Annotated in this window: 20 protein-coding genes; 10 read left to right on the top strand and 10 right to left on the bottom strand. The window is 67.0% G+C overall.

Annotated elements, in window-relative coordinates; translation table 11 throughout:
- Window positions 1-243: 243 nt before the first annotated feature.
- On the bottom strand, window positions 244-789 hold the full coding sequence (locus tag C8J44_RS16820; RefSeq protein WP_060527450.1) for a (2Fe-2S)-binding protein: 546 nt from the start codon (window positions 787-789) through the stop codon (window positions 244-246).
- Window positions 790-892: 103 nt separating this feature from the next.
- Between C8J44_RS16820 and C8J44_RS16825 the strand changes: the two genes are divergently transcribed.
- Window positions 893-2,188, top strand: coding sequence for a sugar MFS transporter (locus C8J44_RS16825; RefSeq protein WP_060527449.1), 1,296 nt, complete (start codon window positions 893-895; stop codon window positions 2,186-2,188).
- 80 nt (window positions 2,189-2,268) lie between these two features.
- Here C8J44_RS16825 and C8J44_RS16830 read toward each other — a convergent pair whose 3' ends face one another.
- The 4 genes from C8J44_RS16830 to C8J44_RS18535 all read right to left on the bottom strand — a co-directional run bounded on the left by C8J44_RS16830 (window position 2,269) and on the right by C8J44_RS18535 (window position 5,295).
- On the bottom strand, window positions 2,269-3,411 hold the full coding sequence (locus C8J44_RS16830; RefSeq protein WP_183128818.1) for a CaiB/BaiF CoA-transferase family protein: 1,143 nt from the start codon (window positions 3,409-3,411) through the stop codon (window positions 2,269-2,271).
- A gap of 132 nt (window positions 3,412-3,543) precedes the next feature.
- Window positions 3,544-4,728, bottom strand: coding sequence for an acyl-CoA dehydrogenase (locus C8J44_RS16835; RefSeq protein WP_056055772.1), 1,185 nt, complete (start codon window positions 4,726-4,728; stop codon window positions 3,544-3,546).
- A gap of 67 nt (window positions 4,729-4,795) precedes the next feature.
- Window positions 4,796-5,116 carry a hypothetical protein gene (locus C8J44_RS16840; RefSeq protein ID WP_121905369.1) on the bottom strand — a complete coding sequence of 107 codons (321 nt, stop codon included), beginning with the start codon at window positions 5,114-5,116 and terminating at the stop codon, window positions 4,796-4,798.
- 2 nt (window positions 5,117-5,118) lie between these two features.
- Window positions 5,119-5,295, bottom strand: a complete 177-nt coding sequence (locus C8J44_RS18535; protein WP_165899516.1) for a hypothetical protein — start codon at window positions 5,293-5,295, stop codon at window positions 5,119-5,121.
- Between the two features lie 89 nt (window positions 5,296-5,384).
- Between C8J44_RS18535 and C8J44_RS16845 the strand changes: the two genes are divergently transcribed.
- Window positions 5,385-6,017, top strand: a complete 633-nt coding sequence (locus tag C8J44_RS16845; RefSeq protein ID WP_121905370.1) for a S24 family peptidase — start codon at window positions 5,385-5,387, stop codon at window positions 6,015-6,017.
- A 351-nt stretch (window positions 6,018-6,368) separates the two neighbouring features.
- Here the strand turns inward: C8J44_RS16845 and C8J44_RS16850 are convergent, their stop codons facing one another.
- A complete protein-coding gene (locus tag C8J44_RS16850; protein WP_121905533.1) occupies window positions 6,369-6,566 on the bottom strand; it encodes a hypothetical protein in 198 nt (65 codons plus the stop codon).
- 174 nt (window positions 6,567-6,740) lie between these two features.
- Here C8J44_RS16850 and C8J44_RS16855 point away from each other — a divergent pair, with 174 nt between their 5' ends.
- The 3 genes from C8J44_RS16855 (at window position 6,741) to C8J44_RS16865 (ending at window position 13,923) form a co-directional block, all read left to right on the top strand.
- A complete protein-coding gene (locus tag C8J44_RS16855) occupies window positions 6,741-8,741 on the top strand; it encodes an autotransporter assembly complex family protein (RefSeq protein ID WP_121905371.1) in 2,001 nt (666 codons plus the stop codon).
- 62 nt (window positions 8,742-8,803) lie between these two features.
- Window positions 8,804-12,883: a translocation/assembly module TamB domain-containing protein gene (locus tag C8J44_RS16860; protein ID WP_121905372.1), complete on the top strand. Its 4,080-nt coding sequence runs from the start codon at window positions 8,804-8,806 to the stop codon at window positions 12,881-12,883.
- A 38-nt stretch (window positions 12,884-12,921) separates the two neighbouring features.
- Entirely contained in the window at window positions 12,922-13,923 is a 1,002-nt protein-coding gene (locus C8J44_RS16865) for a glycoside hydrolase family 3 N-terminal domain-containing protein (protein WP_121905373.1), read from the top strand.
- 356 nt (window positions 13,924-14,279) lie between these two features.
- On the opposite strand, the gene map is transcribed toward C8J44_RS16865, so the two are convergent.
- Together map and C8J44_RS16875 are read right to left on the bottom strand one after the other, a co-directional pair.
- On the bottom strand, window positions 14,280-15,053 hold the full coding sequence (map, locus tag C8J44_RS16870; protein WP_121905374.1) for a type I methionyl aminopeptidase: 774 nt from the start codon (window positions 15,051-15,053) through the stop codon (window positions 14,280-14,282).
- A 1-nt stretch (window position 15,054) separates the two neighbouring features.
- A complete protein-coding gene (locus tag C8J44_RS16875) occupies window positions 15,055-15,261 on the bottom strand; it encodes a ParD-like family protein (protein WP_121905375.1) in 207 nt (68 codons plus the stop codon).
- 106 nt (window positions 15,262-15,367) lie between these two features.
- On the opposite strand from C8J44_RS16875, the gene C8J44_RS16880 reads away from it, so the two are divergent.
- Genes C8J44_RS16880 through tatC form a run of 5 tightly spaced genes read left to right on the top strand, consistent with a single transcriptional unit; the run spans window position 15,368 to window position 18,415 of the window.
- On the top strand, window positions 15,368-16,090 hold the full coding sequence (locus tag C8J44_RS16880; protein WP_121905376.1) for a ScpA family protein: 723 nt from the start codon (window positions 15,368-15,370) through the stop codon (window positions 16,088-16,090).
- A complete protein-coding gene (scpB, locus tag C8J44_RS16885) occupies window positions 16,087-16,701 on the top strand; it encodes an SMC-Scp complex subunit ScpB (RefSeq protein ID WP_121905377.1) in 615 nt (204 codons plus the stop codon). The genes C8J44_RS16880 and scpB overlap by 4 nt, the downstream gene beginning before the upstream one ends.
- 35 nt (window positions 16,702-16,736) lie before the next feature.
- Window positions 16,737-16,982, top strand: coding sequence for a Sec-independent protein translocase subunit TatA (locus C8J44_RS16890; protein WP_056055794.1), 246 nt, complete (start codon window positions 16,737-16,739; stop codon window positions 16,980-16,982).
- Between the two features lie 37 nt (window positions 16,983-17,019).
- Window positions 17,020-17,574, top strand: a complete 555-nt coding sequence (gene tatB, locus C8J44_RS16895; RefSeq protein ID WP_121905378.1) for a Sec-independent protein translocase protein TatB — start codon at window positions 17,020-17,022, stop codon at window positions 17,572-17,574.
- Between the two features lie 43 nt (window positions 17,575-17,617).
- On the top strand, window positions 17,618-18,415 hold the full coding sequence (gene tatC / locus C8J44_RS16900) for a twin-arginine translocase subunit TatC (RefSeq protein WP_121905379.1): 798 nt from the start codon (window positions 17,618-17,620) through the stop codon (window positions 18,413-18,415).
- A 59-nt stretch (window positions 18,416-18,474) separates the two neighbouring features.
- On the opposite strand, the gene C8J44_RS16905 is transcribed toward tatC, so the two are convergent.
- Together C8J44_RS16905 and C8J44_RS16910 are read right to left on the bottom strand one after the other, a co-directional pair.
- Window positions 18,475-18,609 (bottom strand): entericidin A/B family lipoprotein, encoded by a 135-nt coding sequence (locus C8J44_RS16905; protein WP_056055798.1) that lies wholly within the window; start codon window positions 18,607-18,609, stop codon window positions 18,475-18,477.
- 272 nt (window positions 18,610-18,881) lie between these two features.
- Window positions 18,882-20,435, bottom strand: coding sequence for a sensor histidine kinase (locus C8J44_RS16910; protein WP_056056072.1), 1,554 nt, complete (start codon window positions 20,433-20,435; stop codon window positions 18,882-18,884).
- Window positions 20,436-20,438 lie beyond the last annotated feature (3 nt).

Here is a 20,438-nt window from a genome sequence, read left to right on the forward strand (position 1 = left end):
AGGCGGGGGTCCAATTGGGGCGGCGAGTAACAAGGCGCGCGACCAATTACCTTGGACGTTCCAATTGGGCCCCGGCCTTCGCCGGGGTGGTGCAGCAGGGGTAGCGGCGGTTATGCTGGCGACGGTTGGGTGGGCGGCCTAACCAACGCACACATCGCGCTCTTACTTGTTCTCCCGCGAAGGCGGGAGCCCAGACTGGACTCCCGCCTTCGCGGGAGAACATGCTTGGCATTGAAGCGCGCGCTACCGCGCCGGCGGCGGCACCAGTGCTGGCACCAGCCGCGCCGAGTCGGCCGGATCGATCCCCGGTCGCGGCCCGGCGGGGATCACCTCTTCCCCGCGCATCGCGCGCCCGGCGCGCTGGATCGCCTCGACCACGCGCGGATACACCCCGCACCGACACAGGTTGGTGATCTGCTCGCGGATCAGCGCTTCGCTCGGGTCTGCATTGCGTTTCAGCAACGCGGCCGCCGCCATGATCATCCCGGGAATGCAGAACCCGCATTGCGGCACCGACTCCGCGATAAACGCCAGCTGTACCGGGTGGTTACGCTCACGCGACAGCCCCTCGATCGTCGTGACGTACGCCCCCTCGATCGAGCCGATCGGCACGCGGCAACTCGGCATCGCGCGCCCATCGATATCGACCGTGCACGCGCCGCACTGCCCGGTGCCGCAGCCATATTTCGTCCCCGTGAGGTTCGACGCATCGCGCAGCGCCCACAGCAGCGGCGTAGCATTGTCGAGCTTGTATTCGATCGGCTCGTTGTTGACGGTGAAGCGGCTCATGCCGTCGTCCTAGCCTGACGTGACGGATCGCACCACGCGGCATTGCCACGCGTCGCCACCCCGGCTTATGTCGCGCGGAAATACCGCGAGAGGGCGCAATACGATGCACGTCGATACCAAATCCACCGCAGCAGCCGGAGGCGACGCCAGCCACGGCTACGACGCGCCCGACCTGCGCGTGTTCGTGTTTGCGCTGTTCTTCATCTTTGGCGGCATCACCTCGCTGAACGACATCATCATCCCCAAGATGAAGGAGCTGTTTACGCTCGACCACGCGACCGCGATGCTGGTCCAGTCGGCGTTCTTCCTCGCCTATGCGCTGTTCTCGATCCCCGCCGCCGCGATCGTCCGCAAAGCCGGCTACATGCGGACTGCGTCGATCGGGCTCGTGACGATGACCGCAGGCTGCCTGTTGTTCATCCCCGCCGCAGGGCAGGCGAGCTTCGGCATGTTCCTGTTCGCGCTGTTCGTGCTCGGCGCAGGCATCACCGTGGTGCAGGTCGTCGCCAACCCGCTGATCTCGGCGCTCGGCCATCCCAAGTCCGCCTCGAGCCGGCTGACGTTCGCGCAGGCGTTCAACTCGCTCGGCACCACCATCTTCCCGTATGTCGGCTCCGCGCTGATCCTCGGCGGGCTGGCGACGGTCGACTCCTCGACGCTCACCGGCGCCGCGCTCGACGCGTACCGGACGGAGTCGTCGCGGACCGTCGTGCACACCTATATCGGCCTCGCGATCGCGCTGCTGATCGTCGCGGCGGTGGTGTGGACCCGTCGCAACCGGCTCAACGAGGAGCAGGACCAGACTGGCAGCATCTTCCACGCGTTCACGCTGCTGAAGCGCCCGCGCTTCGCGATGGGGACGGCGTGCATCTTCCTGTACGTCGGCGCCGAAGTCGCGGTCGGCTCGCTGATCGTGAACTATCTCATGCAGCCGAGCGTGATGGGCCTGAGCGACGTCGCGGCGGGCAAGCATGTGCCGTTCTACTGGGGCGGCGCGCTGGTCGGCCGGTTCATCGGCGCGTACGTGCTGAACAAGGTGTCGCCCGGCAAGGTGCTCGCGGGCGTCGCGACGGGCACGCTGGCGCTGATCCTGATCTCGGCGAACACCGAGGGCGCAGTGTCGGGCTGGGCGCTGCTGGCGATCGGCCTGATGAACGCGGTGATGTTCCCGACGATCTTCAGCCTCGCGTCCGAAGGTCTCGGCAAGCGTGCGGCGGAAGGCTCGGGCGTGATCGCCACGGCGATCGTCGGCGGCGCGATCGTCCCGTATCTGACGGGCATGCTGGCGGACAAGTCGGGCAGCCTGCACTTCGCGCTGCTGCTCCCGGCGATCTGCTACGCGCTGATCCTGGCATACGGGCTTTACGCACGGAAGCCGGTGGCGGAGGTCGCGGCCTAACCCCCATCCGTCATCCTGGGCTCGACCCAGGATCCAGAGCCACGCATGTCTGCGCTAGTGGCTCTGGGTCCTGACTTTCGTCAGGATGACGGACGTGGCAGCATCGGTGCCGCCCGCCCAGTCGCGAGATCGGCCTCGGAAAACCGGATTGGCGTACGCAGCCCCGGAACCAGAGACCCATCCGGCCGCGCGACTTCGATCGCCATCCCCCGGGCGATAACCTGCGGATCATCGAAAGCCTGCGCGACCGTATTGATCGGCCCGGCAGGCACCCCGACCGCCTCCAGCCGCGCCAGCAACTCGAGCTTAGGCACCAGAGACGTCGCCGCCTCGATCCCCGCGAACAAGATGTCCGTGAACGCCAACCGCCCGGCATTGGTCGCGAACCGCGGATCGTCGCGCATCTCGGGCAAGCCCATCGCGTCGCAGAACCGCCTAAACTGGCCGTCATTGCCGACCGCGAGGATGAACCACCCATCGGCACACGGAAACACCGCATACGGACACACGTTCATATGCGCATTCCCGACCCGCGTCGGCGACACGCCGCTCGCGAACCAGTTCATCGCCTGGTTGGCGAGCACCCCCGTCATCGTATCGAGCAACGCCATGTCGATCTGCTGACCCTTGCCGGTCCGCTCGCGCATCGCCAGCGCCGCCTGGATCGCGATCACGGAATACAGCCCGGTCATGATGTCGGCGAACGCCACGCCGATCTTCTGCGGCGCGCCATCAGGCTCGCCGGTCAGGTCCATGATCCCGCTCATGCCTTGGACGATGAAGTCGTAACCCGCGCGGGGGGCATAGGGGCCGTCCTGGCCGAACCCGGTGATCGAGCAATAGACGAGCCGCGGGTTGATCGCGGATAGCACCGCGTAGTCGAGGCCGTATTTGGTGAGACCGCCGACCTTAAAATTCTCGATCACGACGTCGGCGTCGGCGATCAGGTCGCGGACGATCGCCTGGCCATCAGGGGTCGTAAAGTCAGCAACGACCGACCGCTTCCCACGGTTGGCGGCATGAAAATACGCGGCGTCGCGCGTGCCGTCGGGGTTGTCGATGAACGGTGGGCCCCAGGTGCGGGTATCGTCGCCGGCGGGGCTCTCGATTTTCACGACGTCGGCGCCGAGATCGGCAAGAACCTGTCCCGCCCACGGCCCCGCAAGGATCCGCGCGAGTTCGACCACCTTCAAGCCGGCGAGAGGGGAGGGTTTGCTTTCCAATTTACAGCACCACCCCGGCGAAGGCCGGGGCCCAATTGGAAAGTCCGGAGTAACAACGCGCAGCGTCAGCCAATGCGCGTTCCCCAATTGGGCCCCGGCCTTCGCCGGGGTGGTAGGACGTAGGGGTTGAACTCAAAACGCAGCGATACCCGTGATCGCCCGCCCGAGGATCAGCGCGTGCACGTCATGCGCACCCTCGTACGTGTTGACCGTCTCCAGGTTCATCAGGTGGCGCATCACCTGATACTCCCCCGAGATGCCATTCCCGCCATGCATGTCGCGAGACATCCGCGCTATATCGAGCGCCTTGCCAACGTTGTTGCGCTTGACGATCGAGACCATTTCCGGCGCGAACCGGCCCTCGTCCATCAACCGCCCGACGCGCAGCGAAGCCTGCAACCCGAGCGCGATCTCGGTCTCCATATCCGCCAGCTTCTTCTGGAACAGTTGCCGCCCGGCCAGCGGCGTCCCGAACTGGTTCCGGTCCAGCCCGTACTGCCGCGCCGCATGGAAACAGAACTCCGCCGCGCCCAACGCACCCCAGGAAATTCCGTAGCGCGCGCGATTGAGGCAGCCGAACGGCCCCTTCAACCCCTGCACGTCGGGCAGCAGCGCGTCGTCGCCGACCTCGACCTCGTCCATCATCACCATGCCCGTGATCGACGCGCGCAACGACAGCTTGCCCTCGATCTTCGGCGTCTCCAGCCCTTTCATCCCGCGCTCGAGGATAAAGCCGCGGATACCGCCACCATGCTCGTCGGACTTCGCCCAGATCACGAACACGTCGGCGATCGGCGAGTTCGAGATCCACGTCTTCGCGCCCGAAATGACATAACCGTTCGCGGTCTTCTTCGCGCGCGTCGTCATCCCGCCGGGATCCGACCCCGCATCGGGCTCTGTCAGCCCGAAGCAGCCGATCCACTCGCCGGTTGCGAGCTTGGGCAGGTATTTGCGCTTCTGCTCTTCGGACCCGAACGCATTGATCGGGTACATCACGAGGCTCGACTGCACCGACATCATCGAGCGATACCCCGAGTCGATCCGCTCCACCTCGCGCGCGACCAGCCCGTAGGCGACATAGGACGCACCGACGCCGCCATATTCCTCGGGGATCGTCGGCCCGAGCAACCCAAGCGCACCCATCTCGCGGAAAATCGCGGGATCGGTATGCTCGTGCTGGAACGCGTCGATGATCCGCGGCGCGAGCTTGTCGTCGGCATAGGCCTTCGCGCTGTCGCGGATCATCCGCTCGTCCTCGCTCAACTGATCGTCGAGCAGGAACGGATCCGCCCAGTCGAACTTGCCCATCCCGGCCATATGAATCTCCTTCGTTGACCGCCGACTTCGTGGTTCGGCCAGCGAATGTCCACCCCTGACGAGACGTTTACGCGTCGATCAGCGTCAGCACCGCGATCGTCACATGCTCGCGGTCGCCGAGCGACTCGATGCGGTCGACCACCAGATCGGCGACGATATGCCCGCGCATCGCGAACGCCGCTTCGGGCAGCCCGTCGATCCAGTCTCGAAGACCGGGTACGGGCATTGCCGCGATCGTCAGCCGGTGCAGCGTGCCGACGAACGTCGCGCTCGCCCAGGGCATGCACGCGATCGACTCGACGTGCATCGTCAGGCCTGCCGCCGCTGCATGGCCGCGGAGTACGCGGATCAACAGCGTGCCCGCATCGGGGCCGCGGATCGCGTCCATCCTCACGATCCGTTCCGCGCAATGAACGACTCGATCCGCGCCACCATCGGTTCGCGCGCCTGACGACCGCGGCGCAGGTCATGGACAAGCCGCGGATCGCCGACCGCCAGCCGTCCGAACTTGGTCATCGGCATGCCCGTCTGCCGCAGATATCGATCGATCTTCATCAGAATCGTCACCGTCGTTCCTCCCGAGTCCCTTGCGATGTTCCTGATCTGTTCCGTCAAATCCTACTTGTCTAGGAAATTTCCTGCGCTAGGGTCGGGTGATGTCGAAAACCGCATCCGATCCCGATCCGAGAGCCGCGCTGGCGACGCTGGCGGCGGCGCGGGGCGACAGTCTGGCGGCGCTGTCGGCGATGCTCGGGCGCAACGCGGCGTATCTCCAGCAATATGTCCGGCGTGGATCGCCGCGCATCCTGGGTGAACGAGACCGGCGATTGTTGTCCGCCTATCTGGGCGTGAGCGAGACCGTGCTCGGCGCGCCACCCGATCGCGCGGTGGGTTTCCGCATCCGCAAGCTCGATATCGCCGCGTCGGCAGGGCCGGGCGCGCAGGTCGACGGCGAGATCGTGCTCGGCACCGATACGCTAGACCCCGGCCTCGCGCGGAAACTCGGGCTGAGGGATGGGCAGGCAGCGATCATCCGCGTGCGCGGCAGCTCGATGGAGCCGGGGCTGTTCGACGGCGATCACATCGTGGTCGACACCGCCGACCGGACGCCGCGCGCGAAAGGCGGGGTGTACGTCATCCGGATCGACGATGCTGTGATGGTGAAGCGGGTCGCGCTGGCCGGCGGAGCGCTGGTGGCGACGAGCGACAACCCGGCGGCGGGACCGATCCCGCCGGGGCGGATCGTCGTGATCGGCCGCGTGGTGTGGCAGATGCGCGAGCCGCGTTAATGGGTGGCTACTGCCCTTCCCGTTCGTGCTGAGTAGCGACCGAGTAGCTCCGTCAGGAGCGTATCGAGGGCGCGTATCGAAGCACCGGTTCCGCGCGCCACCCTGTCCTTCGATACGCCGTCTCGATACGCCGCCTGCGGCGACTACTCGACGGCTACTCGGGACGAACGGAAGAGGGGGCGGACGAGCGGGATGGGCCCTCGACCGCCCCTCCTGCACCAGACTCCATACCGCGTCGTCATCCCCGCGGAGGCGGGGACCCATATGCTCAAGGGGTATCGAATAGATCGCGAGGTTTGCCCGTATGGGTTCCCGCCTGCGCGGGAATGACTGCTCGATGCTTGTCGAACCCTATCGCCGGTCCCGCACCCAAACAAGCACCGCCGCCAGTACGCCCACCCCGGTCCCGATCAGGAACCCCGGCGTCGCCTGCCCGATCGCGAAGCCGACCCCCGCGCCGCCGAGCATGCCGAGCGCCACGAGGAACCCGCCCGCGGCGCTGGGATCCTTGTGGGGAGGGAGGGTGTCGCGGGAAGTAGGGTCGGCCATCGCCCCGTCCTGCCACGCACCGCGCCGGGATGCCAGCAGCGCGCGTTCGCCCACCCGCCGGACGACCCGCGTCAGGACGCCCCGCACCAGCGCAATCCCCCGCCCGGACGAAACGTGGCGGAAATGCGGCGTTAGATACTGTTCCGCAACGACAAGCCCGGCTAGGAGCCTGACATGGTGTTCCGCGTCGGGCGAGCCGGGCCGGCCGCCGCCTTTTTCGTTCTGACGACAGCGGGGGCGGTTTCCGGTGCCGGCGTATCGACCGCGCGTGCTCAAACCGCACCAGCGCCCGCGCCTGCACAGACACCGGCCCCGCCGACCGCGGACACGCCGATGTCGCTCGACCCAAATTCGCCGCTCGCCGCGCTGCCCGATATCGGCGTCGCGTGGCCCGATCTCGCGAACTCGCCGATCGACCCGGCCGCCACGGTCGCCGCGGTCGATGCCAATACGGAGAGCCGCTACGCCTGGCGGATCGATGGTATCGACGGGATCGACGACACGCTGCTGCGGCAGCGGTTCGCGGCACTCTCGACGCTCGACGCGAACGATCACCAGACCGCCAACGCCGCGCAACTCGATCGCCGCGCGCGCGAAGACGCCGACCTGCTCAACAGCCTGCTTCGTGCCGAGGGCTATTACGACGCCAACGTCGTCACGCGGGTAGAGCCTGGCGCGAAGCCGATGGTCGTGCTGTCGGCCACCCCTGGCACGCTCTACAAGTTCAAGGGCGTGACGATCGACGGCATCGCCGCGGCCGGTGACAAGGCGCCGGGACTGACGACCGCATTCGGCGTGAAGCCCAACGACCCCGTCAATTCGGATGCGATCGTCGCGGGGCAGGCCAAGCTGACGACGCAGATCGGTCGCGAGGGCTTTCCGTTCGCCAAGGTCGGCGATCCGGCGATCGTCGTCGATCACGCGACGCGCACCGCGACACTCGACCTGTCGGTGCAACCCGGCGGCGCGCGCAAATTCGGCACGATCCGCGCGCTGCCCGGCAACCGCGTGTTCGGCGCGGATCATGTCGCGGAGATCGCGCGCTTCTCGCCCGGCGACCTCTATGATGCAGCGAAGCTCGACGATCTGCGCCGCGCGCTGATCCAGACCAGCCTCGTCTCCGCGGTCGACCTCAAGCCGGTGCAAGGGGCAACGCCCGATACCGTCGACGTCGCGGTGAAGCTCGACCCGGCACCGCCGCGCACCGTCGCGGGCGAGCTCGGCTACGGCACCGGCGAAGGCGCGCGCGCGGAACTCAGCTGGACGCACCGCAACCTGTTCCCGCCCGAAGGCGCGCTGACGGTGCGCGGTGTGCTCGGCACGCAGGAACAGCTCGGCTCGGTCGTCTTCCGGCGCAACAATTTCGAGGGCCGCGACCGGGTGCTGACGTTCCAGGCGTCGGGCGTCCACACCAACCGCGACGCATACGACGCGAAGACCTTCACGCTCGCGGGCAGCCTCGAGCGCCAGACCAACATCTTCTTCCAGAAGACCTGGACCTGGTCGGTCGGTGCCGAACTGCTGGCGTCGGACGAGCGCGACGTGATCGTCTCGACCGGCGCACCGCGGCGGCGGACGTTCTTCATCGGCGCGCTGCCGACGACGCTCAATTACGACGGCTCGGACGATCTGTTGAACCCGACCAAGGGGTTCCGGCTCGGCGCGCGGCTCAGCCCCGAGGTGTCGTTGCAGAACTCGGTGTTCGGCTATGCGCGCACGCAGTTCGACGGCAGCGTGTACCAGCCGTTCGGCGACCGCGTGGTGCTTGCGGCCCGCACCCGGCTCGGCACGATCGTCGGCGCGCCACGTGACGAAGTCGCACCGTCGCGGCGTTTCTACGCCGGCGGCGGCGCGTCGGTGCGCGGCTATGGCTATCAGTCGATCGGGCCGCGCGATCCCAACAACGACCCGATCGGCGGGCGCAGCCTGACCGAATTCTCGATCGAGGCGCGGGTGAAGGCGTTCGGCAATTTCGGCATCGTGCCGTTCCTCGACGCGGGCAACATCTACACCTCGCCGCTGCCGAAATTCACCGGCCTGCAATACGGCACCGGTATCGGCGTGCGCTATTATTCGAACTTCGGCCCGATCCGCCTCGACGTCGGCACGCCGATCAACCCGCAGCCGGGCGACAGCCGCGTTGCGGTGTACGTGTCGCTGGGACAGGCGTTTTGAGCGAGGTGGCCGCTCTTCCGAAGCGCCGGATAGCGTGGTGGCGCTGGATCGCCAGCGCGGTCATGGCGCTGCTCGTGATCCTTGGCACCGCGTTGCTGATCGTCGACACGGGGATCGGCCACCGCTTCGTTGCGGACCGCATCGCCGCGATCAGGACTGCCAACGGGCTGCGCTTCACGGTCGGGCGGATCGAAGGCTCGCTGTACGGCGATACGCAACTGATCGACCTGCGCGTGTACGATCTTGAAGGACTGGTCTTCCAGGCGCCCAATGTCGAACTCGACTGGTCGCCGTTCGACTGGTTCTCCAACCGACTGGAGATCCAGCGGTTGATCGTCGATCGCGCGATCCTGACGCACACGCCGCGTACCAGACCGTCAAGGACGCGTGGTCCGATCCTGCCCGACTTCGACATCCATATCGGCAAGCTCTCGGTCGGTCGGTTGACGCTCGCCAAGCGCGTGCTGGGAACGCAGCGGATCGGGACGCTCGAAGGCCGCGCAGACATCCGATCGGGCCGGGCGCTGGTCGATCTCAAGGCACGCGTCGCCGGCAGCGACGACCTGAAGCTCCGGATCGATGCCGAGCCCGCCCGCGACCGCTTCGACCTCGACGTCGCCGCGAAGGGGGCCGCGGGCGGCGTGCTCGCGCGGATGGTGAAGGCAAAGGGCCCGGTCGCGCTCGCGGTCACCGGCGACGGCAGCTGGGCGAAGTGGAACGGCCGCGCGAACGGCATCGTCGGCACGACACGCGTCGTCGATCTCGCGCTCGCGCAGGTCGCCGGCCGCTATACGCTGTCGGGCACGCTCGCGCCGTCTTCGCTGCTGAAGGGGCGGCTGCAAAAGCTGACCGCGCCGCGCATCCTCGTCAACGGCAGCGCCGGGTTCGCCAACCGCCGCCTCGACGGCCAGCTTTCGCTGCGCATGCCCGCGCTGGCGATCGACACGACCGGCATCATCGATCTCGCCGCCAACGCCTATCGCGACGTGCGGATCAAGGCACGACTGCTCCGGCCGCCCGCGCTGTTCGCCAACATGACCGGCAACATGGTGGAATTGCGCGCGATCCTCGACGGCCCGTTCGCGACAGCCGCGTTCGACTACCGCCTCGACGCCAGCCGCTTCGCGTTCGACCAGACCGGGTTCGAGAACGCCCACGCCGCCGGCAAGGGCCGCCTGTCCGCCGCGCCGGTAACCGTGCCGATCCGCTTCACCGCCGCACGCGTCACCGGCGTCGGCACCGTCGCGGGCGGGATCCTGCGCAACCTGTCGGTCGACGGCCTGCTCCGCGTAACCCCGACGCTGTTGACCGGCGATGCGCTCAAGCTCCGGTCGGACAAGCTCACCGGCAGCATCAATCTCGCGGTCGACCTGCGCAACGGCCAGTTCGAGGTCGGCATCAACGGCGGGCTCGGCCGCTATCTGATCCCCGGCCTCGGCATCGTCGACGTGAAGTCCACCTTGCGCGTCGTCCCCGGCCCGAACCGCCACGGCACGCGCGTAATCGGCCAGGGCAGCGCGCAGATGGTGCGGCTCGACAACGCGTTCTTCCGCAGCCTGGCGGGCGGGTTGCCACGGATCACGACCAACCTCGAACGCACCACCGACGGCGTGCTGCACTTCACCAACCTCGTCCTGGCCGCGCCGCAGATCCGGCTGACCGGCAACGGCTATCGTCGTCGCGACGGAACCTTCCATTTTGAGGGAAGCGGGCGCCAGCAGACCTATGGCCCGGTTCAGCTCGTGCTCGACGGCCAGATCGACAAGCCTACGCTCGACCTCGTCTTTGCCAGCCCCAATGCGACGCTCGGCCTGTCGAACGTCCGCGCGCATCTTGATCCGACGCCGCAGGGGTTCGCGTTCACCGCGGCGGGCGGATCGCGGCTCGGGCCGTTCACGACCAATGGCGCGATCCTGTTGCCGCCAGGCGCCGATGCGACGATCCAGGTCGCTGCACTGAACGTCGCCGGTACGCGCGCGAGCGGCAACGTCACGGTCGTCGATGGCGGCTTCAACGGCGCGCTCGCGGTTGCAGGCGGCGGTATCTCGGGCAAACTTCTGTTCCGTCCGGTCGGGACCGTTCAGCGCATCGAAGGCCATCTCGCCGCCAAGGCCGCGACGCTCGACACGGTCGCGCTGCGTGCGGGCAAGCTCGATTTCGTCACGCTGCTCGATCCGGCGGGCACCTCGATCGAGGCGACCGCGACCGGCCTTGGCCTCCGTCACGGCGCGCTCAGCCTCGCCCGGTTCAACGGCGCGGCGTCGCTCAGAAGCGGCGTCGGGACGATCAAGGCCTCAATCGCCGGCTCGCGCGGACGGGCGTTCGATATCCAGAGCGTGACGCAGGTGACCGCCAACAGCTACGCGATCTCCGCGCAAGGCACGCTCGACGGCCGCCCGCTGAAACTGCTCACCCCCGCGATCCTGACTGCGGGCGAAGACGGCTGGCACCTCGCGCCCACCAAGCTCAGCTTCGGCGGCGGCGAGGCGCAGGTCGGTGGCCATTTCACCGGCACCAGCACAGCGGTCGACGCCAGCCTGACGCGCATGCCGCTCGCGCTGCTCGATATCGGGTATCCCGGGCTCGGGCTCAGCGGTTCGGCATCGGGCCGTTTCAACGTTGCCACCGCGAACGGCGCCGCGCCGACCGGCAAGGCCGATCTCACGATCCGCGGGCTCAGCCGCGCCGGCCTCGTCCTTTCGTCGCGGCCGATCGACGTCGGTGTCGCAGCGGTGTTGTCCCCCGACAAGCTGGGCCTGCGCGCGGTGATCGCGTCAGGCGGCAAGACGATCGGCCGTGCCCAGGCGCAGCTTGCGCCACTCGGGCAGGGGGACCTCGCCTCGCGCATCACCAACGCCCGCCTGTTCGGCCAGCTCCGCTACAGCGGTCCTGCCGATACGCTCTGGCGGCTCACCGGGGTCGAATTGTTCGACCTGTCGGGCCCTGTAGCGATCGGTGCGGATGTTGTCGGGACGCTCGCCAACCCAACGCTGCGCGGTATCGTCCAGGCGAACGGCGCGCGGATCGAGAGTGCGACCACCGGCACCGTCCTCACCAACGTCCAGGCGACCGGTCGCTTCGGGGGTTCGCGCCTCGTGATCGACCGGTTCGGCGCGGACGCGGGCAAGGGCGGCCGCGTCACCGGCACCGGCCAGTTCGAATTCGCCGCCGCCGTGGGAGTGGGTCTCGACCTCAAATTGCAGGCCGACAAGGCGGTGATGATCAACCGCGACGACATCGGCGCGACCGTCTCCGGCCCGCTGACGTTCAAGTCGAACGGCTCGGGCGGCACGATCGCTGGCGACGTCGTGCTCGACAAGAGCCGCTACCGCCTCGGCCAAGCCACCGCTGCCAGCGCCGTTCCCCAACTCAACATCCGCGAAATCAACCTGCCCGACGGCGGCGAGGAAGTCGCGACCCCGACCAAGCCCTGGACGCTGGCGATCAAGGCCCGCGCGCCAAACCAGGTCATGGTCAGCGGCCTCGGCCTCACCAGCGAATGGTCCGCCAACCTTCAGATCGCCGGCCAGCCCGAGAACCCGGCGATCACCGGCCGTGCGACGCTGATCCGCGGCGACTACGAGTTCGCGGGGCGGCAGTTCGAGTTGGCGCGCGGCGTGATCCGCTTCGACGGAGGCGTGCCAGCCAACCCCGCGCTCGATATCGAGGCCAACGCGGACTCGACCGGGCTCAGCGCGTCGATCCGCGTTACCGGCTACGCGCTGAAACCCGAGATCGGCTTCACTAGCACGCCCGCGCTGCCCGAGGACGAACTCCTCTCGCGGTTGTTGTTCGGCACCTCGATCACCAATCTGTCCGCGCCCGAGGCTCTCCAGTTGGCCGCGGCGGTCGCGGCGTTGCAGGGCGGTGGCAGCGGCCTCAACCCGATCAACGCGGTGCGCCGCGCCGCCGGGCTCGATCGCCTGCGCATCCTGCCGGCGGACCCGCAGACCGGGCAGGGCACCTCGATCGCGGCGGGCAAATACGTCACCCGGCGCCTCTATGCGGAGATCGTTACCGACGGTCAGGGCTATTCGGCGACGCAGGTCGAGTTCCAGGTCACCCGCTGGCTGTCGCTGCTGTCGAGCATCTCTACGCTCGGCCGCCAGAGCGCCAACGTCCGCGTGTCGAAGGATTATTGAAGGATGATCCTTCCGCGGTGCTGGGATAAAGACGAAACATGAAGCCCGTCATCTTCGGCCTGTCCGGCCCCGTCCTCACCCCCGCCGAACGCGCGTTCTTCGCCGAGTGCGAACCCGCCGGTTACATCCTGTTCAAGCGCAACATCGTCGATCGCACCCAGGTCCGTGCGCTGACGGACTCGCTCCGTGCGCTCGCCGGACGCGACGACCTCGCGATCCTGATCGACCAAGAGGGCGGTCGCGTCGCGCGAATGGGACCACCCGAATGGCCCGCATTTCCCGCCGGCCCGGTATTCGATGCGGCCTACGAATGCGCACCGATGACTGCGATCCAGGCAGCACGCGCCAACGCGCAGGCGCTCGGCGTGATGCTCAGCGAGGTCGGGATCACCGTCGACTGCCTGCCGCTGCTCGACGTGTCGCAGCCCGACACTACGGAAGCCGTCGCCTCGCGCACGTTCGGCTCCGACCCCATGCGCGTCGCAGCCCTCGGCCGCGCGACGCTCGAAGGGCTGGCGGAAGGCGGCGTGGTCGGTGTCGTCAAGCACATGCCCGGCCACGGCCGCGCCAAGGTCGACACGCACCACCACCTCCCCACCGTCACCGCGACCGATGCCGAGCTCGAGATCGATATCGAACCGTTCCGCACGCTCAACCAGGCGCCGATGGGCATGACCTCGCACATCGTCTTCGACGCCTGGGACGCCGATCGCCCCGCGACGCTGTCGCCGATCGTGATCGACGAGATCATTCGCGGGCGGATCGGCTTCGACGGCCTGCTGATGACCGACGACATCGACATGAAGGCGCTGTCCGGCACCGCCGGCGACAAGGCCGCGGGCGCGATCGCGGCAGGCTGCGACTTGGTACTCGATTGCTGGGCGCGGATGGACGAGATGGTCGAGATCGCCGGGCGGCTGGGGGAGATTTCGGAGGCGTCGCGCGGGAGGCTCGATCGAGCAATGGCATCGGTCGGGACGGCCAAGGGTGATTTCGCGGAACTGATCGCAAGGCGCGATGCGCTGTTGGCGCGCGCCTGATCTAACTGGGTACGACCAGCGAGCGTCTTTCTCGCACCACCCCGGCGAAGGCCGGGGTCCAATAGGATAGGTCGCAGTAACGGCGCGCGGTCCCCAGTTACCACCGCCCCCCAATTGGGCCCCGGCCTTCGCCGGGGAAGTGTTGGTGGAGGGGCCCCCGTTCGTGCTGAGTAGCTGCTGAGCTTGTCGAAGCGGCGTATCGAAGGACAGGTTGGCGCGGGGAACCCGTGCTTCGACACACGCCTTCGATACGGCTCTCGCGAGCCTACTCAGTCGCTACTCAGCACGAACGGTTGAGGGGGAGCGCCCGAGATCAAGGGTGAGGCGCGGTCAAACTAACAGCCCCGCCCCCGCGATCACCCCCACCCCCGAGCCCGCTCATCCCCGCGCAACGTCAGCACCTCGACCCCGCCGCGCGTCACCGCCACCGTATGCTCGAACTGCGCCGAAAGCTTGCGGTCGTCGGTCACCACGGTCCACCCGTCATCCTCGGTCGAAACCTTGCGCGTCCCCTGGTTGATCATCGGCTCGATCGTGAAGACCATCCCCTCGCGCAGCGTCATGCCGGTCCCCGCGCGCCCGAAATTGAGCACCTGCGGCTCCTCGTGCATCTCGCGGCCGATGCCGTGGCCGCAATAGTCGCGCACCACCGCATAGCCGTGCTTCTTCGCATGCCGCTCGATCGCGAAGCCGATATCGCCGAGATGCGCGCCCGCCCGCACTTGCCGGATACCCTGCCACATCGCCTCCTGCGCGATCCGCACGAGGCGCTTCGCAGCGGGCGGAACGGTACCCACCATGTACGTCTTGCTCGAGTCGGCGATGAAGCCGTTCTTCTCCAGCGTGATGTCCAGATTGACGATGTCACCGTCGCGGATGATGTCGCGAACGTTCGGGACGCCGTGGCAGACGACATGGTTGATCGAACTGTTCAAGACGTATTCGAAGCCATATTGTCCCTTGCTCGCAGGCCGCGCGGCGAGGTCGTCGGTGATGAAGCGGTCGACCATGTCGTTGACCTGCAACGTCGACAGCCCCGCCAGATCCTGCTCGTCGAGCATCTCGAACACCGACGCCAGCAACGCGCCCGACACGCGCATCAGCGCCAGTTCGGCCGGCGTCTTCACCATCTCACGCTGCCGTCTTGTCGGCGACGCGTACCGAGGCCGTGGCGAGTTGCGCAGTGACGATATCGTTGAACGACAGCGTCGGGTTGGCCTCGGCGAGCATGCCGATCTTCATCCAGAACTCCGCCTGCGCGTTGATCGACCGGCACAGCACCTGGCTCGCCCGCCGCGCATCCTCGTGCAGCGCGTCGTCGATCTTCACGATACCCATTCGAGCCTCACGTTCACCCTGACCATATGAAACGTTTACGGTTCATATGGTCGGTCGTCAAACGTGGAGGGTGGATGCCCGGCAGCGCGCGCTGTAGCGTCCGGCGATGGACGATGCGCAACTGACCCTGGATCTCGACGGATGGGAGGGCCCGCTCGATCTGCTGCTCTCGCTCGCACGCGGGCAGAAGGTCGATCTGCGCAAGATCTCGATCCTCGCACTGGTCGAGCAGTACCTTGCGTATGTCGACTCCGCGCGCGCGCTGAAGCTCGAACTCGCCGCGGACTATCTCGTGATGGCGGCGTGGCTGGCGTATCTGAAGTCGGCGCTGCTCCTGCCACGCGATCCGCTCGCCGAGCCCGACCCGGAGGAACTCGCGCTGCGGCTTCAACTGCGGCTCGAACGGCTGAGTGCGATGCGCGAGGCCGGTGCGAGGTTGATGGCGCGCGACCGGACCGGGCGAGACGTGTTCCTGCGCGGCGCCCCCGAAGGACTGCGAACGGTGCGCAAGGCCGCGTGGCAGGCGGAAATATTCGACCTGATCGCCGCGTACGGCCGCATTTCCGCGCGGACGCGGCCGGTGATGCACGTGGTCGCCGACCGCGAGGTAATGACGCTGGAGGCGGCGCTCGAGCGCGTATCGATGCTGGTCGGCGAACGGATCGACTGGAGCGTGATCGAAAGCTTCCTTCCCGAAGCGGGCGAGCGTCTCCGGCGCTCGGCGCTGGCGTCGAGCTTCGTCGCGGCGCTCGAACTCGCGCGGCAGGGCAGGATCGAACTGCGCCAGGCGTCACCCTTTGCGCCGCTGTATCTGAGAGCCCGCGCGTGACCCCGCCCGACGATTTCACGCGCGCCGTCGAGGCGGTGCTGTTCGCGGCCGAGACTCCGCTGACGCTCGACGCGATCCGCGCGCACGTCGGCAACGGCGACGTCCGCGCCGCACTCGATCAGCTGACCACCGACTATGCCGGTCGCGGCATCGCGATCGTCCGACGCGGCGAGCGCTGGCAGTTCCAGACCGCGCCGGACATGGCGCACATGCTCCGCCGCGACCGCGAGGAACCGCGCAAGCTCAGCCGCGCAGGGATCGAGACGCTGGCGATCATCGCCTACCACGAGCCAGTCACCCGCGCGGAAATCGAGGCGATTCGCGGCGTGCAGATCTCGAAGGGGACGCTGGACGTCCTGATGGAGGCGTGCTGGGTGAAGACGGCCGGGCGGCGCGAAGTGCCGGGACGCCCGCTGATGTTCGCGACCACGCCTGCATTCCTCGTCCATTTCGGGCTCCAGAGCCGCCGCGACCTGCCCGGAATCGACGATCTGCGCGCCGCTGGACTGCTCGACCCGGTCGATCTGGCGTTCGATCGCCTGGAAGGCGACGGCGATGGTGACCGCGACGGGGACGCCGATGGCGAGATGGCTGGCAATGAGACGGGATGAGGCTTAGATAGGGTCCAGTTTCCAGGAGAATTGCCATGGGCGGTTTCAGCCCGATTCACTTGCTAGTCCTCGCGGTCGTCGCGATCCTGCTTCTCGGCGGCGGCCGATTCTCGAACCTGATGGGCGACGTCGCCAAGGGCGTGAAGAACTTCAAGAAGGGCATGTCCGAGAACGACGACGAAACGCCGGCCAAGCCATCGGCGCGGATCGAAGCGCAGAAGACCGCCGATCCTGCGTTCGATCGCGACGGCAATCGCGTCCGTGACGACCGTCCCGCTTGAAACCGGTTGAGTTGACGTCTCCGAATAGGCGCTGCTGATGTTCAATATCGATGCCTCCGAGTTCCTGCTCGTGGCTTTCGTTGCGCTCATCGTGATCGGTCCGAAGGATCTGCCCAAGGCGATGCGCGTGGTCGGCTATTGGGTCGGCAAGGCGCGCGGCGTCGCGCGGCAGTTCCGATCGGGCTTCGATTCGATGGTCCGCGAGGCTGAACTCGAAGAGATGGAAAAGCGCTGGGCGTCGGAAAACGAACGCATCATGCGCGAGCATCCGCAGACGGGTATGGACGCTGCAGCTGATACCACGCAGGTCGTGCATTCGCCGGAGACGGAGGAGCATCGTCGCGATTATCGGTCCCTCGACCACGCGGACGATCATACGGATGAGCCGGTGATGGTAGAGAAGCCGGTCGTCGCCCCAGCCGTGCCGGTTGATCCTTCGGGTCACGATACCGGTCACGGCGATCGGCCTGGGGTGGCCGCGCTTTCTGCGGATCGCGCTCCGGACCTGTTCGATACGCAGACGACCGCTCCGGTTCCTGCGCCCCAAGCCATCGACGACAAGACCGGCAAGTCCGACGTCGCGTCGTCGTGATCGGTCTCAACCTCCGCGCCCCCGTGGCGGCTGAAAGCATGACATGAGCGAGATCGACGCTAGCCGGGCACCGTTGCTCGACCATCTGATCGAGTTGCGGCGGCGGTTGCTGTACTGCATCGCCGCGCTGGTCGTGACGTTCGCGATCTCGATGTATTTCGCCGAGGATATCTTCGGCTTCCTGGTCCACCCGCTGCTCGCGGCGGGGCAGAACAAGGTGATCTACACCGAGATTTTCGAAGCCTTTTTCGTCCAGATCAAGGTGGCGTTCTTCGCGGCGATGATGCTGTCGTTCCCGGTGATCGCGAACCAGCTCTGGCAGTTCGTCGCGCCCGGCCTGTACAAGAAGGAAAAGCGCGCGCTCCTGCCGTTCATCCTCGCGACACCGGTGCTGTTCCTGACCGGCGCGGCGATGGCGTATTACGTCGCGATCCCGATGGCGCTGCACTTCCTGCTCGGGTTCGACGGGATGGTCGGCGGCATCCACCGCGAGGCGCTGCCGGGGATCGGCAATTACCTGTCGTTCACGATGCAGTTCCTGTTCGGCTTCGGCATATCGTTCCTGCTGCCGGTGCTGCTTATGCTGCTTGAGCGGGCGGGGATTGTCACGCGTAAACAACTGATCGGTGCGCGGCGTTATGCGATCGTCGCGGCGTTCGCGATCGCCGCGGTGCTGACGCCGCCGGATATCGGCTCGCAGCTGCTGCTCGCGATCCCGCTCGTCATCCTGTACGAAATGGCGCTGGTCGGTATCTGGTTCACCGAGCGCAGCCGCGCCAAGGCGCAGGCGACGGACGGTGAGGACGAGACCGAAGCCGGTACCGATATCGTCGAGCGCTGATACGAAAACGGGGCCCGGTGCATGTGCACCGAGCCCCGCATTGCGATAAGCGTGAAGGCTTACTTGGCGTTGTCTGCGGTCTTCGCGACGGTCTTGCCGGCCGAAGCCACGTCCTTGCCTGCACCCTCGACGGTGTTGCAGGCCGATACCATCAAAGCGCTAGCCACGATCGCCAGTCCAACCAACTTACGCATAATACTTCCTCCAAGGGCTTGAATGCCACCGGAGATGCAATGTTCGGGCGGGAATTTCGTTCCGGCGGCGAAACTCGCCAACGCAGTGGTTTGGATAATTAAAGGCCCGACAGCATCACCGGGGGGGGAGGGTGATGCGGCCGGGCCTGTGTTCGGGATAGCGAGAGCGGGGGGGGCATAAATTCGCTATCCGAATTATCAAACGGTGGTCGCGGCACTCGGTTCCCAGTTTTTCCGAATTTTATCCTGCGAACCGGAAATACCGGGTTCGCTCAGTCGCGACCGGTGACCGCGAAGGCGATCTCGTACGCGCCGACCAGCGGATCGTGATGGAGCGGCGAGCGCAACTGGCGCGAAAGACCCTCCATGACGCGCCCATAGCGCGAGACGGACTCGCGCAGCGCATCGCTCTCCACCAAGGCGCGCGACACGACGCGCAGCAATCCGCGGTCGGGTTTGTCGGCGATCTTTTCGGCGGGTTTCACGACGATCCGGATCTGCGCGACCGGATCGCAACTGATCGCCAGCTCGATCATCTCGGTTACGAGGAACGCGATCGCGACGGCGACATCCTGGTTGACGAGATACGGGTCGATATCGAGCGTGATGCCGAGGCCATGCGACCTTTCGGACGCGGTCGCGCGGATGTTGGCCGACAATTCGCCGATCATCGTGCGCAGGTTGAGCCCGCGATTTTCCTCGAGCTCGGCGAAATGATTGCGGTGCACCACCGCCAGCGCATCGACTCGGCGCTGGATCGAGGAATAGGCCGCGGTCGCATCCGCACTGGGGGCGCTACGTGCGTGAAAGTTGATGAGGCTGGAGATCACCTGGAGGTTGTTCTTCACCCGGTGATGCACTTCGCGCGTCAGCTTGGTCTGTCTGACCAGCCCCTCGGCGAGCCCCGCTTCGTGCAGCGCGACCGTCCGGCTGATCGACTGGAACGTCTCGCCGAGTTCACGGATTTCCTGCGCGGGCAGCGTGCTGACGACACCGAAATCGAGTTCCTCGCCGGGCGTGAACGCCGCGACCGCGCCGCGCAGCCGCCGCAACGGCCGGATCAGCAGTCGGTCGACCACGAACCAGGCGATGCTGGCGGCGGCGAGCCACATCAGCAGCGGCAACAGCATCGCGACGATCAGCGACGACGTGACCGGCGCGCTGCGGACGCTCGTGCGCAGTGCGAGGCCTGCGACGCCCAGATCGGTACGGGTCGTCTCCATGCGATCGAGCGGTCGCTCGTCGGGGATGGTTTCGAGGTGGAGCGCTTCTTCGTCGAGGACGATCGCGCTGCTGACCGCCGAGGCGCGCGTCGACGGCGTTGCAATCTTTTCGAGGAACGCGCGGGGGAAATAGGCGCGTGCGGAGGTGCCGCCGCGTCGGCCGGACGTGGGGCCGGAAATCGCCAGCAGCAGCCCGGTGTCCGGCACGATCGCCGCCGAGATCGGCATGTCGTCGCGGCGCAACGTCACCGGGTTGGGCAGCGCGACGCCGCACAGCACGTGACCGGCGCGATCGGTGATGATGAAGCGGGTCCCGGCCGAGGACTGCTGGGCGAAGACGCCCTGCGCGCGTGCGCAGCTCGGTGCATCGGCGGGATCGTTGCCGAGCGCGTTCACCGCGACGCGCAGCGCCGTCATGTCGCCCACCAGCTCGATTGCGATCGCACGCGCGCTTTCGTTGGCGGTGACACGCAGCCGTGCCCGCGCTTCCTGATCGGCCAGCCGCGTGGTCTGCAACGTCGCGAAAACCGCGATCAACGCCAGCGGCAGTAGTGCCGCACTGAGGATGAGGAAGAGTTTTGCACCGGTAGGCAGGCGCCGCATCGT

Source organism: Sphingomonas sp. PP-CE-3A-406 (genome assembly GCF_003688625.1).
In the GTDB taxonomy this organism is placed as follows: domain Bacteria; phylum Pseudomonadota; class Alphaproteobacteria; order Sphingomonadales; family Sphingomonadaceae; genus Sphingomonas.

What these genes read in the sequence shown, in the direction of transcription:
- C8J44_RS16820 (WP_060527450.1), bottom strand. Translation starts at nt 789, where the DNA reads ATGAGCCGCTTCACCGTCAACAACGAGCCGATCGAATACAAGCTCGAC.
- C8J44_RS16825 (WP_060527449.1), top strand. Translation starts at nt 893, where the DNA reads ATGCACGTCGATACCAAATCCACCGCAGCAGCCGGAGGCGACGCCAGC.
- C8J44_RS16835 (WP_056055772.1), bottom strand. Translation starts at nt 4,728, where the DNA reads ATGGCCGGGATGGGCAAGTTCGACTGGGCGGATCCGTTCCTGCTCGAC.
- C8J44_RS16840 (WP_121905369.1), bottom strand. Translation starts at nt 5,116, where the DNA reads ATGGACGCGATCCGCGGCCCCGATGCGGGCACGCTGTTGATCCGCGTA.
- C8J44_RS16845 (WP_121905370.1), top strand. Translation starts at nt 5,385, where the DNA reads ATGTCGAAAACCGCATCCGATCCCGATCCGAGAGCCGCGCTGGCGACG.
- C8J44_RS16850 (WP_121905533.1), bottom strand. Translation starts at nt 6,566, where the DNA reads ATGGCCGACCCTACTTCCCGCGACACCCTCCCTCCCCACAAGGATCCC.
- C8J44_RS16855 (WP_121905371.1), top strand. Translation starts at nt 6,741, where the DNA reads ATGGTGTTCCGCGTCGGGCGAGCCGGGCCGGCCGCCGCCTTTTTCGTT.
- C8J44_RS16860 (WP_121905372.1), top strand. Translation starts at nt 8,804, where the DNA reads ATGGCGCTGCTCGTGATCCTTGGCACCGCGTTGCTGATCGTCGACACG.
- C8J44_RS16865 (WP_121905373.1), top strand. Translation starts at nt 12,922, where the DNA reads ATGAAGCCCGTCATCTTCGGCCTGTCCGGCCCCGTCCTCACCCCCGCC.
- map (WP_121905374.1), bottom strand. Translation starts at nt 15,053, where the DNA reads ATGGTGAAGACGCCGGCCGAACTGGCGCTGATGCGCGTGTCGGGCGCG.
- C8J44_RS16875 (WP_121905375.1), bottom strand. Translation starts at nt 15,261, where the DNA reads ATGGGTATCGTGAAGATCGACGACGCGCTGCACGAGGATGCGCGGCGG.
- C8J44_RS16880 (WP_121905376.1), top strand. Translation starts at nt 15,368, where the DNA reads ATGGACGATGCGCAACTGACCCTGGATCTCGACGGATGGGAGGGCCCG.
- C8J44_RS16890 (WP_056055794.1), top strand. Translation starts at nt 16,737, where the DNA reads ATGGGCGGTTTCAGCCCGATTCACTTGCTAGTCCTCGCGGTCGTCGCG.
- tatB (WP_121905378.1), top strand. Translation starts at nt 17,020, where the DNA reads ATGTTCAATATCGATGCCTCCGAGTTCCTGCTCGTGGCTTTCGTTGCG.
- tatC (WP_121905379.1), top strand. Translation starts at nt 17,618, where the DNA reads ATGAGCGAGATCGACGCTAGCCGGGCACCGTTGCTCGACCATCTGATC.
- C8J44_RS16905 (WP_056055798.1), bottom strand. Translation starts at nt 18,609, where the DNA reads ATGCGTAAGTTGGTTGGACTGGCGATCGTGGCTAGCGCTTTGATGGTA.
- C8J44_RS16910 (WP_056056072.1), bottom strand. Translation starts at nt 20,435, where the DNA reads ATGCGGCGCCTGCCTACCGGTGCAAAACTCTTCCTCATCCTCAGTGCG.